This is a genomic window from Streptomyces sp. NPDC001108 (assembly GCF_053598535.1).
On record NZ_JBSFKL010000011.1, the window covers coordinates 128,156 to 140,994 of the forward strand.

At 71.2% G+C, this 12,839-nt stretch carries 12 protein-coding genes; 11 read left to right on the plus strand and 1 reads right to left on the minus strand.

Translation table 11 applies throughout. From position 1 onward, the window contains the following. The 4 genes from ACWC97_RS24035 (at position 1) to ACWC97_RS24050 (ending at position 4,613) form a co-directional block, all read left to right on the plus strand. Positions 1-1,626: a YifB family Mg chelatase-like AAA ATPase gene (locus ACWC97_RS24035; protein ID WP_392280303.1), complete on the plus strand. Its 1,626-nt coding sequence runs from the start codon at positions 1-3 to the stop codon at positions 1,624-1,626. Then, a complete protein-coding gene (gene dprA / locus ACWC97_RS24040) occupies positions 1,623-2,852 on the plus strand; it encodes a DNA-processing protein DprA (protein WP_450651475.1) in 1,230 nt (409 codons plus the stop codon). Before ACWC97_RS24035 ends, dprA begins: the two co-directional genes overlap by 4 nt. 251 nt (positions 2,853-3,103) lie before the next feature. Continuing rightward, positions 3,104-3,940 (plus strand): RNA polymerase sigma factor WhiG, encoded by an 837-nt coding sequence (gene whiG, locus ACWC97_RS24045; RefSeq protein ID WP_352276351.1) that lies wholly within the window; start codon positions 3,104-3,106, stop codon positions 3,938-3,940. A gap of 106 nt (positions 3,941-4,046) precedes the next feature. Beyond that, a complete protein-coding gene (locus ACWC97_RS24050) occupies positions 4,047-4,613 on the plus strand; it encodes a TetR/AcrR family transcriptional regulator (RefSeq protein WP_392280365.1) in 567 nt (188 codons plus the stop codon). Positions 4,614-4,654: 41 nt separating this feature from the next. Here ACWC97_RS24050 and ACWC97_RS24055 read toward each other — a convergent pair whose 3' ends face one another. Beyond that, complete coding sequence (locus ACWC97_RS24055) at positions 4,655-5,266, minus strand: murein hydrolase activator EnvC family protein (protein WP_450651477.1); 612 nt, start codon at positions 5,264-5,266, stop codon at positions 4,655-4,657. Between the two features lie 381 nt (positions 5,267-5,647). Between ACWC97_RS24055 and rpsB the strand changes: the two genes are divergently transcribed. The 7 genes from rpsB to ACWC97_RS24090 all read left to right on the plus strand — a co-directional run bounded on the left by rpsB (position 5,648) and on the right by ACWC97_RS24090 (position 12,809). Then, positions 5,648-6,544 (plus strand): 30S ribosomal protein S2, encoded by an 897-nt coding sequence (gene rpsB / locus ACWC97_RS24060; RefSeq protein ID WP_352276353.1) that lies wholly within the window; start codon positions 5,648-5,650, stop codon positions 6,542-6,544. 99 nt (positions 6,545-6,643) lie between these two features. After that, a complete protein-coding gene (gene tsf / locus ACWC97_RS24065) occupies positions 6,644-7,480 on the plus strand; it encodes a translation elongation factor Ts (RefSeq protein WP_352276354.1) in 837 nt (278 codons plus the stop codon). A 161-nt stretch (positions 7,481-7,641) separates the two neighbouring features. Beyond that, on the plus strand, positions 7,642-8,421 hold the full coding sequence (gene pyrH, locus ACWC97_RS24070) for a UMP kinase (protein ID WP_352276355.1): 780 nt from the start codon (positions 7,642-7,644) through the stop codon (positions 8,419-8,421). A gap of 176 nt (positions 8,422-8,597) precedes the next feature. Beyond that, positions 8,598-9,155 (plus strand): ribosome recycling factor, encoded by a 558-nt coding sequence (gene frr, locus ACWC97_RS24075; protein ID WP_352276476.1) that lies wholly within the window; start codon positions 8,598-8,600, stop codon positions 9,153-9,155. Then, the gene (locus ACWC97_RS24080; protein WP_450651479.1) at positions 9,155-10,210 is read left to right on the plus strand and encodes a phosphatidate cytidylyltransferase; all 1,056 of its coding nucleotides are present in this window, start codon (positions 9,155-9,157) and stop codon (positions 10,208-10,210) included. Before frr ends, ACWC97_RS24080 begins: the two co-directional genes overlap by 1 nt. Positions 10,211-10,305: 95 nt before the next feature. Further along, positions 10,306-11,412 carry a 23S rRNA (adenine(2503)-C(2))-methyltransferase RlmN gene (gene rlmN, locus ACWC97_RS24085; protein ID WP_352276357.1) on the plus strand — a complete coding sequence of 369 codons (1,107 nt, stop codon included), beginning with the start codon at positions 10,306-10,308 and terminating at the stop codon, positions 11,410-11,412. A 287-nt stretch (positions 11,413-11,699) separates the two neighbouring features. Next, a complete protein-coding gene (locus ACWC97_RS24090; RefSeq protein ID WP_450651481.1) occupies positions 11,700-12,809 on the plus strand; it encodes a thiamine ABC transporter substrate-binding protein in 1,110 nt (369 codons plus the stop codon). Positions 12,810-12,839: the final 30 nt, after the last annotated feature.

Here is a 12,839-nt window from a genome sequence, read left to right on the forward strand (position 1 = left end):
ATGGGGTTCGCACGGGCCTGTTCGGTGGCGCTCGTCGGCGTCGAGGGCGTGGTGGTGGAGGTCCAGGCGGACCTGGAGGCGGGGGTGGCTGCGTTCACCCTGGTCGGGCTGCCGGACAAGAGCCTGGTGGAGAGCCGGGACCGGGTCAGGGCCGCGGTGGCGAACTCGGGGGCCGAGTGGCCGCAGAAGAAGCTCACGGTGGGCCTGTCGCCCGCCTCCGTGCCCAAGAGTGGTTCGGGCTTCGACCTCGCCGTCGCCTGCGCGGTGCTCGGGGCTGCCGAGCGGATCGACCCGGCGTCGATCGCCGATGTGGTGATGATCGGTGAGCTGGGACTCGACGGGCGGGTCAGGCCGGTACGCGGGGTGCTCCCGGCCGTGCTCGCCGCCGCGGAGGCCGGGTACCGGCAGGTCGTCGTGCCCGAGCAGACGGCGGGGGAGGCCGCGCTCGTCCCCGGGGTTTCCGTCCTCGGGGTACGGAGCCTGCGGCAGCTGATCGCGGTGCTCTGCGAGGAGCCCGTCCCCGACGAGCCGGAGCCTCGCGAGGAGGGCCGGCCCGACACCATGCTGGCCGGGCTGATGGTGCCCGGCGAGGGCGTCGGCACCGGGCTCGCCCGCACCGCCGGGCAGGGCGGGGGAAGCGCGCCGGACCTGGCGGACGTGGCGGGGCAGCCGCTGGCCCGCATGGCCCTGGAGGTCGCGGCGGCCGGAGGCCATCATCTGCTGCTCTCGGGGCCGCCGGGCGCGGGCAAGACCATGCTGGCCGAACGGCTTCCCGCGATCCTGCCCCCGCTGACCAGGCAGGAGTCCCTGGAGGTGACGGCGGTCCACTCGGTGGCGGGCATCCTTCCGCCGGGCGAGCCCCTGGTCGCCCGGCCGCCCTACTGCGCGCCCCACCACTCGGCGACCATGCAGTCGCTGGTCGGCGGGGGCAATGGGCTGCCGAGGCCCGGCGCGGTCTCGCTGGCCCACCGTGGAGTCCTCTTTCTCGACGAGGCACCGGAGTTCTCGGTCCGGGTACTGGACGCGCTGCGCCAGCCGCTGGAGTCGGGCCATGTCGTGGTGGCGCGCAGCGCCGGGGTGGTGCGGCTGCCCGCCAGGTTCCAGATGGTGCTGGCCGCCAACCCGTGCCCGTGCGGACGGCACCGCCTCAACGGGGAGGGCTGCGAATGCTCGTCGGCCACGGTCAGGCGCTATCAGTCGAGACTCTCCGGGCCGCTGCTCGACCGGCTGGATCTGCGGGTCACCGTCGCCCCGGTCCGGCGCGAGGACCTGATCGGCCAGGGTGGCCGGGGCGAGCCGACCGCCCTCGTCGCGGCCCGGGTCCGGGAGGCCAGGGCGCGGGCCGCGAAGCGGTTGGCGGGGACGGGCCGGTCGACCAACAGCGAGGTGTCCGGCCATGAGCTGCGTACCGGCCTGGCCGCCGCCCCGGGCGCGCTCGCCGAGGCCGAGCGGGACCTGGCCCGGGGCATGCTCACCGCCCGGGGGCTGGACCGGGTGCTCAGGGTGGCGTGGACCGTCGCGGACCTGCGCGGGGCCGAGCGCCCGGAGGCGTCCGACGTCGCGCAGGCACTGGAGTTGCGCACCGGTGTTCCGAGGGGCGCCCGGACGCGCGCCGGAGCGTCATGAACCGGGCGGTGGCGAAGGAGCCGGAGGAGGGCGGCCGGGGGCCGGGAGCGACGGTCGGACCGGGCGGGGCGGTGAGCGCCGAGGAGAGGCTGGCGCGGGCGGCTCTGACCCGCATCGTCGAGCCCGGGGACGAGCGCGGCGGGCGCTGGCTGCGCGAGTACGGTGCCGTCGAACTGGTGCGGCGCCTCACCGGCACGGACGGCTCGGCGGAACGGCTCGGCGGCATGACCCCGAAACGGCTCGCCGGGTACCGGCTGCGGGCGGAGAGGGCCGAGCCGGAACGGGACCTCGCGGCGATCGCCGCCCGCGGCGGACGGTTCGTCTGCCCCGGGGACCGGGAGTGGCCCAGCCAACTGGACGACCTCGGGGACGCCCGGCCGACCGGACTGTGGGTGCGCGGCCCCCGTGACCTGCGGCTCTGGGCACTGCGCTCGGTGGCCGTGGTCGGCGCACGGGCCTGCACGCCCTACGGATCGCACATGGCGGCCGGTCTCGGCGCGGGACTCGCCGAGCTGGGCTGGGTGGTCGTGTCAGGCGCCGCCTTCGGGGTCGACGGAGCGGCACATCGCGGCGCGCTCGCCGTGGGCGGGGCGACGGCGGCGGTCCTGGCCTGCGGGGTGGACGTCCCCTACCCCCGGGGACACGCCGAGCTGATCGGGCGTATCGCGGAACAGGGGCTCGTCATCGGAGAGTTGCCCCCGTCCGATCATCCGACCCGCGGCAGATTCATCCAGCGCAACCGGGTCATCGCGGCGTTGACGCGCGGCACGGTCGTCGTCGAGGCGGAGTACCGCAGCGGTTCGCTGGTCACCGCCCGCTGCGCGCAACGGCTCGGCCGCCTGTCGATGGGGGTGCCCGGCCCCGTGACCAGCGGCCTCTCGGCAGGGGTGCACGAGCTGCTGCGCGGCGAGGCGGTCCTGGTGACCGATGCCTCGGAAGTCGTCGAACTGGTCGGGGACATGGGGGAGCTGGCACCGGCCAGAACCGGCCCCGTACACCCCCGGGACCTGCTGGACCCGGTCACCGCCCGCGTCCTGGACGCGCTGCCGGGGCGGGGCGCGGCCGACGGACGCGAGGTGGCGCGCGCCGCCGGGACCAGCGCCGACGAAGCGCTCGGCCGACTGTACGAACTGCACTCACTGGGGTTCGTCGAACGGGATGGCGAGGGATGGCGGTTGGCGCCGCCGGCGACTCGCCGTGACGACGCGCGGCGGGGCGGTGCTTGACCTGGGGCATTCGGGTGAAAAGGTGATGCCGATGACCTCGGTGGATCCCTCGGAGACGCCTCCGGGGCCGACGCGCGCCGCGACGGCCCCGGATCCCATTCATGTCGGAATTCATGGCGGATCGGCCGGATTCGCGGAGCGCCGATCCCTTATCCTGCGCGGACCGCTACCTCACGGTCACGCTACGCTCACGAGGACCCCGACTCAGACATACGTCCCAGCACCCACAGCAGAACGGCTCAAGGCACCACATGCCCCAGCACACCTCCGGGTCTGACCGCGCGGCAGTACCACCGGCTGCGCGTGGCACTGTGCGCCCCCCTGCGCCCTCCTCGCTCGACGAGCTGTGGCGTTCGTACAAGTCCACCGGCGACGAGCGGCTGCGGGAGCAGTTGATCCTGCACTACTCGCCGCTGGTGAAGTACGTCGCGGGCCGGGTGAGCGTGGGCCTGCCGTCCAATGTCGAGCAGGCGGACTTCGTCTCCTCGGGGGTCTTCGGACTGATCGACGCGATCGAGAAGTTCGACATCGAGCGTGCGATCAAGTTCGAGACGTACGCCATCACCCGCATCCGCGGCGCGATGATCGACGAACTGCGGGCGCTGGACTGGATCCCGCGCTCGGTGCGGCAGAAGGCGCGGGCGGTGGAGCGTGCCTACGCGACGCTGGAGGCGCAGTTGCGGCGCACCCCCTCCGAGGCGGAGGTGGCCGCCGAGATGGGGATCGCCCTGGAGGAACTGCATGCTGTTTTCAGCCAGTTGTCGCTGGCCAACGTGGTCGCCCTGGAGGAGCTGCTGCACGTCGGCGGCGAGGGCGGCGACCGGCTCAGCCTCATGGACACGCTGGAGGACACCACCGCCGACGACCCGGTCGAGGTGGCCGAGGACCGCGAGCTCAGACGGCTGCTCGCACGCGCCATCAACACCCTCCCGGAGCGTGAGAAGACCGTCGTGACGCTCTACTACTACGAGGGCCTCACCCTCGCCGAGATCGGCAACGTCCTCGGGGTGACCGAGAGCAGGGTCAGCCAGATCCACACCAAATCGGTGCTGCAACTCCGCGCGAAACTGGCCGACGCCGGGCGCTGAACCGCATCCGCCGCAGCGTGGCTTCGGCCACGCGCCAGGGCCGTACGCTCCCTCTCGAACACCCTCGCCGTAGAGTGGACACGTGCCCAGGATTCGAGCGGCCTCGGTGGCCGAGCACCGGACGATGCAGCGCGGCGCCCTCCTGGACGCCGCCCGCACCCTGCTGTCCGAGGGCGGCACGGAGGCGCTGACCTTCCCCGCCCTCGCCGAGCGCACGGGCCTGGCCCGGTCCTCGGTGTACGAGTACTTCCGCTCCCGTGCGGCCGTCGTCGAAGAGCTCTGCGCCGTGGACTTCCCGGTCTGGGCGGCCGAGGTCGAGCACGCGATGGAGCAGGCCACGACGCCCGAGGAGAAGATCGAGGCCTATGTGCGCCGCCAGCTCGACCTGGTCGGCGACCGGCGCCACCGGGCGGTCGTCGCCATCTCCGCGAGCGAGCTGGACGCCGGGGCGCGGGAGAAGATCAGGGCCGCCCACGGCGGGCTGATCGCCATGATCGTCGAGGCGCTCGGCGCGCTCGGCCACAGCCGTCCGAGGCTGGCGGCGATGCTGCTCCAGGGCTCGGTGGACGCCGCGGTGCGGCGGATCGAGCTGGCGGCGGCCGAGGAGCCGTCCGCGATCGCGGACACCGCCGTCGCCATGATCCTCCACGGCGTACGGGGCGCACAGGGCTGACCTGGCGCGGCCTTTGGGGTGCCGCCCCGGGGCCTCCCTCCCTACCGCTCGGGTTCGGGGACGCCGAACACCGGGAGCAGCCGGGACGGTCCTCCGCGCAGCAGCCGGGGCGGCAGCAGTGACATCGGGTCCAGGTAGGTGTCGCCGCGCCGCAGTCCCCAGTGCAGACAGCCCGAGGCGCAGTGGAACGGCCCCGCCTCCAGGGCGGCCACCTCCTGCCCCGCCACCACCTCGCCGCCCTCGGGAACCACCGCCCGCACCGGCTCGTACGTGGTCCGCAGCGGCGGATCACCACTGCCGGACACCTCGATCACCAGCACTCCCCGCCCCGCCACACGCCCCGCGAACGCCACCTTTCCCGGTGCCGCGGCGAGCACCCGCGCCCCCGGAGCGGCGGCGAGGTCGACACCGCGATGGCCGCGCGCGTAGGGGCCGGCCGGGGGTTCCCAGCCCCGTACGACCGAGGGCCGCCCGGCCAGCGGCCAGCTCCGCGCACCGTCGGCCCCCGTGCCCGGGGAGGGAGCCGGCGCCGGCTGCGGAGCCGGTGGGCGCACGGAATCGGGTGCGCGCGGCGGGGCGCCTGCCGTGGCGGCCGACGGGCCGCACACCACCGCGAGCAGCCCCGCCACCGCGGCCACCAGCACCCCGCGCACCCGTCTCCGCCCGGCCCCGGTCCGGAGAAGGGCAGCAGCCGGTGCGGACCGGGCATCCGGTACGGACGGGGCCCCCGGGGCCTTCGGATCAGTCGTGCATCGCATGGCGGAACCGTCCCGCGATCCACCGATCCGCGGGGATCTTGGCCTGGATCTGTGGACGACGGACCCGTTGTGGACAGCGCCGTCACCCGGCACCCGGACCGTCCCGTACACTTCATACGGCGATCCGGGCCACCGGGTCGACTTCGCACGCCCCGCCACCTCCCTCTTCGCGGATGGTGGCCGCGCTCCTCGGTCCTTCGGGCACGGCGCGTCGGGGCGTCAGGCGCGACAGCAATCCTGCGGTCGCGACAACCGAGCACCTCAAGGAGTACGGCCATGGCCGTCGTCACGATGCGGGAGCTGCTGGAGAGCGGCGTCCACTTCGGTCACCAGACCCGTCGCTGGAACCCGAAGATGAAGCGCTTCATCTTCACCGAGCGCAACGGCATCTACATCATCGACCTGCTCCAGTCGCTGTCGTACATCGACCGCGCCTACGAGTTCGTCAAGGAGACCGTCGCCCACGGCGGCTCCATCATGTTCGTGGGTACCAAGAAGCAGGCCCAGGAGGCCATCGCCGAGCAGGCGACCCGCGTCGGCATGCCGTACGTCAACCAGCGCTGGCTGGGTGGCATGCTCACCAACTTCTCCACCGTCTACAAGCGCCTTCAGCGTCTGAAGGAGCTCGAGCTCATCGACTTCGAGGACGTGGCCGCCTCCGGCCTCACCAAGAAGGAGCTCCTGGTCCTCTCCCGCGAGAAGGCCAAGCTGGAGAAGACCCTCGGTGGTATCCGCGAGATGCAGAAGGTGCCGAGCGCCGTCTGGATCGTCGACACCAAGAAGGAGCACATCGCCGTCGGTGAGGCGCGCAAGCTCCACATCCCGGTCGTCGCGATCCTCGACACCAACTGCGACCCCGACGAGGTCGACTACAAGATTCCGGGCAACGACGACGCGATCCGCTCCGTCACCCTGCTCACCCGCGTGATCGCCGACGCCGTCGCCGAGGGCCTCATCGCCCGTTCCGGTGCCGCCACCGGTGACTCGAAGCCGGGCGAGAAGGCCGCCGGCGAGCCGCTCGCCGAGTGGGAGCGCGACCTGCTCGAGGGCGACAAGAAGGCCGACGCCGAGGTGCAGTCCTCCGCCGAGACCGAGAAGGCCGCCGAGGCTGAGAAGACCGAGGCCCCGGCCGTCGAGGCCGAGGCTCCGGCCGCGGACGCCGAGCAGGCCTGACACCCGTCACGGCTGCGGACGGCGGGGGCGGGTGCCACAAGCACCGCCCCCGCCGTCCACCCGTAGATCTTTCAGACTTCGAGAGAGAAACACAGACTCATGGCGAACTACACCGCCGCTGACGTCAAGAAGCTCCGCGAGCTGACCGGCGCCGGCATGATGGACTGCAAGAAGGCGCTCGACGAGGCCGAGGGCAACGTCGACAAGGCCGTCGAGGCGCTCCGCATCAAGGGCCAGAAGGGCGTCGCCAAGCGCGAGGGCCGTTCTGCCGAGAACGGCGCCGTCGTCTCCCTCATCTCCGAGGACCAGACGTCCGGCGTTCTGCTGGAGCTCAAGTGCGAGACGGACTTCGTCGCCAAGGGCGAGAAGTTCCAGAGCGTCGCGAACACCCTCGCCGCGCACGTCGCCGCGACCTCCCCGGCCGACCTGGAGGCGCTGCTCGCCTCCGAGATCGAGGCCGGCAAGACCGTCCAGGCGTACGTCGACGAGGCCAACGCCAACCTCGGCGAGAAGATCGTCCTGGACCGCTTCGCGCAGTTCACCGGCGCGTACGTCTCCGCGTACATGCACCGCACCATGCCCGACCTGCCGCCGCAGATCGGTGTCCTGGTCGAGCTGGACAAGGCCGACGCCGACCTGGCCAAGGGCATCGCGCAGCACATCGCCGCGTTCGCCCCGAAGTACCTGTCCCGCGAGGACGTCCCGGCCGAGGTCGTCGAGGCCGAGCGCCGCGTCGCCGAGGAGACCACCCGCGCCGAGGGCAAGCCGGAGGCCGCGCTCCCGAAGATCGTCGAGGGTCGCGTCAACGGCTTCTTCAAGGAGGCCACCCTCCTGGGCCAGCCGTACGCGCTGGACAACAAGAAGTCCGTTCAGAAGGTCCTGGACGAGGCCGGTGTCACCCTGAAGCGCTTCACGCGCATCAAGGTCGGCATCTGAGTCCGTCCGCGAACAACGGTGGACCCCGCGATAGGGTCTAGTGCAGTCGTCGGCCGCACTCACGCCGTACGACCGCAGATCTGACGAGGAGGCCATTGCCGCTGAGGGACACCAGACCCACCGGCAATGGCCTTCTTCGTATGTGCACGAGGAGAATCTCCATGAACAAGGGCGCGGACGCCGCCACAGGCGACCACAAGCGCGAGGACGGCAAGGCGGCCGGACGCTTCATGCTGAAGCTGTCCGGAGAGGCATTCGCCGGCGGCGGGGGCCTCGGCGTCGACCCCGACGTCGTACACGCCATCGCCAGGGAAATCGCGGCGGTCGTCCGCGACGGCGCGGAAATCGCGGTCGTCATCGGCGGCGGCAACTTCTTCCGCGGTGCCGAGCTCCAGCAGCGCGGTATGGACCGGGCCCGTTCCGACTACATGGGCATGCTCGGCACGGTCATGAACTGCCTGGCCCTCCAGGACTTCCTGGAGAAGGAGGGCATCGACTCCCGCGTCCAGACCGCCATCACCATGGGGCAGGTCGCGGAGCCGTACATCCCGCTGCGCGCCGTTCGCCACCTGGAGAAGGGGCGCGTCGTCATCTTCGGCGCCGGTATGGGAATGCCGTACTTCTCCACCGACACCACCGCCGCCCAGCGCGCCCTGGAGATCGACGCAGAGGCACTCCTGATGGGCAAGAACGGGGTGGACGGGGTCTACGACTCCGACCCGAAGCGCAACCCCGACGCGGTGAAGTTCGACGCACTTGAGTACGGCGAGGTTCTCGCCCGCGATCTCAAGGTCGCCGACGCCACCGCCATCACGCTCTGCCGTGACAACGACCTGCCGATCCTCGTCTTCGAGCTCACCGCCACCGGCAATATCGCCCGCGCGGTCAAGGGTGAGAAGATCGGCACGCTCGTGAGTGACCGGAGCACCCGGCTCGGATGACCCCGGGCGCCTCCCCGGCGTACGGCGGGGAGATACGGGCCGCCCTGGAATCCACCGGGACCGGTCCGGAGGATGGACAACGGCCTGCCGGTCGGACACCGTGCAGGTGAGGACGCGACGCAGGACCCGCCGGGCCCGAGTACGACGGGCCCACTCAAGACACGCAGGAGCACGTGGTGATCGAAGAAATCCTCCTTGAGGCCGAGGAGAAGATGGAGAAGGCCGTCGTCGTCGCGAAGGAGGACTTCGCCGCGATCCGCACCGGCCGCGCGCACCCGGCGATGTTCAACAAGATCGTCGCCGACTACTACGGCGCGCTGACCCCGATCAACCAGCTGGCCTCGTTCTCGGTTCCCGAGCCGCGCATGGCCGTCGTGACGCCGTTCGACAAGAGCGCGCTGCGCAACATCGAGCAGGCCATCCGCGACTCCGACCTCGGCGTCAACCCGAGCAACGACGGCAACATCATCCGGGTGACCTTCCCGGAGCTCACCGAGGAGCGCCGCCGCGACTACATCAAGGTCGCCAAGGGCAAGGCCGAGGACTCCAAGATCTCCATCCGCGCGGTGCGCCGCAAGGCCAAGGAGAACCTGGACAAGCTGGTCAAGGACAAGGAGTCGGGCGAGGACGAGGTCCGTCGTGCCGAGAAGGAGCTCGACGACACCACCGCGAAGTACGTCGCGCAGGTCGACGAGCTGCTGAAGCACAAGGAAGCCGAGCTGCTCGAAGTCTGATGAACGACTCTTCCCGGGGCGTCCCGCAGGCGGTCGGCCACTGGGGCGCGCCCGAGATGCGGGCCGCTCCGGTGGGTCCTGCTTACGATGTGCGTGTGCCGGACGTTCCCGGCGCAGGCAGAGACGCCGACGACCGTGATGACCGGGACCAGGGGGCCGGACGCCTGAGCGGCGGCCCCCTGTTCCGTGACGAGATCCCGCAGGAGCCCATGTCCACCGCGCCGCCGTCCCCGCAGAAGAAGCGTGCGGGCCGTGATCTGCGAGCTGCCATAGGGGTCGGTGTGGGGCTCGGCGCCGTCATCGTCGCCTCGCTCTTCATCGTGAAGGCCGTCTTCGTCGCCGTCATCGTCCTCGCCGTCGTGGTGGGGCTGTGGGAGCTGACCTCCCGGCTCCAGGAGCGCAAGGGCATCCGGGCGCCGCTGATCCCGCTGGCGGTGGGCGGCGCGGCGATGGTGGTGGCCGGTTACGTGAAGGGCGCCGAAGGCGCCTGGGTGGCGACGGCGCTGACCGCGCTGGCGGTGCTGGTCTGGCGGATGGCCCAGCCGCCCGCGGACTACCTCAGGGACGTCACGGCCGGTGTCTTCGCCGCGTTCTACGTGCCGTTCCTCGCCACTTTCGTTGCCATGCTCCTGACCGCCGACGACGGACCGCAGCGGGTGCTCACCTTCCTGCTGCTGACCGTGGTCAGCGACACCGGCGCGTACGCCGTCGGCTGGCGGTTCGGGAAGAACAAGCTCGCGCCGCGCATCAGCCCCGGAAAGACCCGGGAGGGCCTGTTCGGGGCCGTCGCCTTCGCGATGGTCGCCGGGGCGCTGTGCATGCAGTTCCTGATCGACGGCGGGTCCTGGTGGCAGGGGCTCCTGCTCGGGCTCGCGGTCGCGGCCAGTGCCACCCTGGGCGACCTGGGCGAGTCGATGATCAAGCGGGACCTCGGGATCAAGGACATGGGCACGCTGCTGCCGGGGCACGGCGGCATCATGGACCGGCTGGACTCGCTGCTGCCGACCGCGCCGGTGGTCTGGCTGCTGCTGGTGCTGTTCGTCGGCTCCGCCTGATCAACACCCCCGCTGACCTGCTATTTCACCGGTGAGGGCCCGCTGTCCACAGGACGGCGGGCCCTCACCGTTCTGTCTGCGACACTGGAAGAACCATGCCTAAGCCCGGAGAACTCACTTTCGTCGCGCCCCGCGGAGCCAAGAAGCCGCCGCGGCACCTCGCCGACCTCACGCCCGCCGAGCGCAGGGAGGCCGTCGCCGCGATCGGCGAGAAGCCGTTCCGCGCCCAGCAGCTCTCGCAGCACTACTTCGCGCGGTACACGCACGACCCCGCCGGGTGGACCAACATCCCCGCCGGTTCGCGGGAGAAGCTCGCCGAGGCGATGTTCCCCGACCTGATGTCGGTGGTCCGCCACATCAGCTGCGACGACGACACCACCCGCAAGACGCTCTGGAAGCTCCACGACGGGACGCTCGTGGAGTCCGTCCTGATGCGCTACCCCGAGCGCGTGACGATGTGCATCTCCTCGCAGGCGGGCTGCGGGATGAACTGCCCGTTCTGTGCGACCGGGCAGGCCGGGCTCGACCGCAATCTGTCCACCGCCGAGATCGTCCACCAGATCGTCGACGGCATGCGGGCGCTGCGGGACGGGGAGGTCCCCGGCGGTCCGGCCCGGCTCTCCAACATCGTCTTCATGGGCATGGGCGAGCCGCTCGCCAACTACAACCGGGTGGTCGGCGCGATCCGTCGGCTGACCGACCCGGAGCCGGACGGACTGGGGCTCTCGCAGCGGGGGATCACGGTCTCCACCGTGGGCCTGGTGCCGGCGATGCTCCGCTTCGCCGACGAGGGCTTCAAGTGCCGGCTCGCCGTGTCGCTGCACGCGCCGGACGACGAGCTGCGCGACACCCTCGTGCCGGTGAACACCCGCTGGAAGGTGGCCGAGGTGCTGGACGCCGCGTGGGAGTACGCGGAGAAGTCCGGCCGTCGCATCTCCATCGAGTACGCGCTCATCCGGGACATCAACGACCAGGCGTGGCGCGGCGACCGGCTGGGCCGGCTGCTCAAGGGCAAGCGCGTACACGTCAACCTGATTCCGCTGAACCCCACGCCCGGCTCCAAGTGGACCGCCTCGCGGCCCGAGGACGAGCGGGCCTTCGTCGAGGCGATCGCCGCCCACGGGGTGCCGGTGACCGTACGGGACACCCGGGGCCAGGAGATCGACGGGGCCTGCGGGCAGCTGGCGGCGTCCGAGCGCTGAATGCGCCGGGGTGTCCGGTCCGGTGGGGGACGGCCGGAACGGACACCCCCCGGGGTGGCCGTCGGGGCCCGTGTACTCTGTGCCCGAAATCAACTTCATATTCCGACAGGGGAGCGCCACAGCGCTGAGAGTGCGGCACCGAGGACAGGTCGGCCGCAGACCCTCTGAACCTCGCCCGGGTCATTCCGGGTAGGAAGTTCGGTCATCAACTCATGCTGTTGCGCCCTGCCCGCTTTCCGCGGGTGGGGCCGCGTCTCTTCCTGGCCAAAACCCAGGAGGAATTCACAATGAGCACCACACGCAGGACCGGCCGGCTCGCGGTCTCGGCCCTCGCCGCCGCGGTCGGCGTCACCGCACTCGCCGGATGCGCAGGTTCCGACGACACGTCCGCCGGCTCCGGCGGCACCAAGGGCCCCGGCTCCAAGACCGTGACGCTGGTCAGCCACGACTCCTTCAACGCCTCCAAGGAGGTCCTGGCGGAGTTCACCAAGGAGACCGGCTACACCGTCAAGGTACTGAAGAGCGGGGACGCGGGCGTCGCGCTCAACCAGGAGATCCTGACCAAGGGCTCGCCCCGTGGCGACGTGTTCTTCGGCGTCGACAACACCCTGCTCTCCCGCGCCCTCGACAGCGGGCTCTTCACCCCGTACGAGGCCAAGGGCCTCGACCGGGTCGCGAAGGACACCGTGCTCGACGCCGAGCACCGGGTCACCCCGGTCGACACCGGCGACATCTGCGTCAACTACGACAAGAAGTACTTCGCCGACAGGAAGCTCGCACCGCCGGCCAGCTTCGACGACCTGGCGAAGCCCGCGTACAAGAACCTGCTGGTCACCGAGAACGCCGCGACCTCGTCGCCCGGTCTCGGCTTCCTGCTCGGCACCGTCGCGGCCTACGGCGAGGACGGCTACCAGGACTACTGGAAGAAGCTCAAGGCCAACGGCGTCAAGGTCGTCGACGGCTGGGAGCAGGCGTACAACGAGGAGTTCTCCGGTTCGGCGGGCGGCAAGAAGGCCAAGGCCGACCGGCCCCTCGTCGTCTCGTACGCCTCCAGCCCGCCCGTCGAGGTGCTGTACGCGAAGCCGCAGCCGGCCCAGGCCCCGACCGGCGTGGTCACCGGCGCCTGCTTCCGGCAGATCGAGTTCGCCGGGCTGCTGGACGGGGCGCCGAACGAGAAGGGCGGCAAGGCCCTGCTGGACTTCCTGATCAGCAAGAGGTTCCAGGAGGACATGCCGCTCAACATGTTCGTGAACCCGGTCTCCGGGGACGCGAAGCTGCCGGAGCTGTTCACGAAGTTCGGCGCCACGGTGGACCGGCCCGGGACCGTCGCCCCGGAACTGATCGCCAAGAACCGTGAGCAGTGGGTCCAGTCGTGGTCCTCGCTCGTCGTGAAGTAACGAGGACCGCGGGACGCGGGCCGGGACCGG

Excerpts from the sequence above, each read along its gene's own strand:
- ACWC97_RS24035 (WP_392280303.1), top strand. The coding sequence starts at position 1 with ATGGGGTTCGCACGGGCCTGTTCGGTGGCGCTCGTCGGCGTCGAGGGC.
- dprA (WP_450651475.1), top strand. The coding sequence starts at position 1,623 with ATGAACCGGGCGGTGGCGAAGGAGCCGGAGGAGGGCGGCCGGGGGCCG.
- whiG (WP_352276351.1), top strand. The coding sequence starts at position 3,104 with ATGCCCCAGCACACCTCCGGGTCTGACCGCGCGGCAGTACCACCGGCT.
- rpsB (WP_352276353.1), top strand. The coding sequence starts at position 5,648 with ATGGCCGTCGTCACGATGCGGGAGCTGCTGGAGAGCGGCGTCCACTTC.
- tsf (WP_352276354.1), top strand. The coding sequence starts at position 6,644 with ATGGCGAACTACACCGCCGCTGACGTCAAGAAGCTCCGCGAGCTGACC.
- pyrH (WP_352276355.1), top strand. The coding sequence starts at position 7,642 with ATGAACAAGGGCGCGGACGCCGCCACAGGCGACCACAAGCGCGAGGAC.
- ACWC97_RS24080 (WP_450651479.1), top strand. The coding sequence starts at position 9,155 with ATGAACGACTCTTCCCGGGGCGTCCCGCAGGCGGTCGGCCACTGGGGC.
- rlmN (WP_352276357.1), top strand. The coding sequence starts at position 10,306 with ATGCCTAAGCCCGGAGAACTCACTTTCGTCGCGCCCCGCGGAGCCAAG.
- ACWC97_RS24090 (WP_450651481.1), top strand. The coding sequence starts at position 11,700 with ATGAGCACCACACGCAGGACCGGCCGGCTCGCGGTCTCGGCCCTCGCC.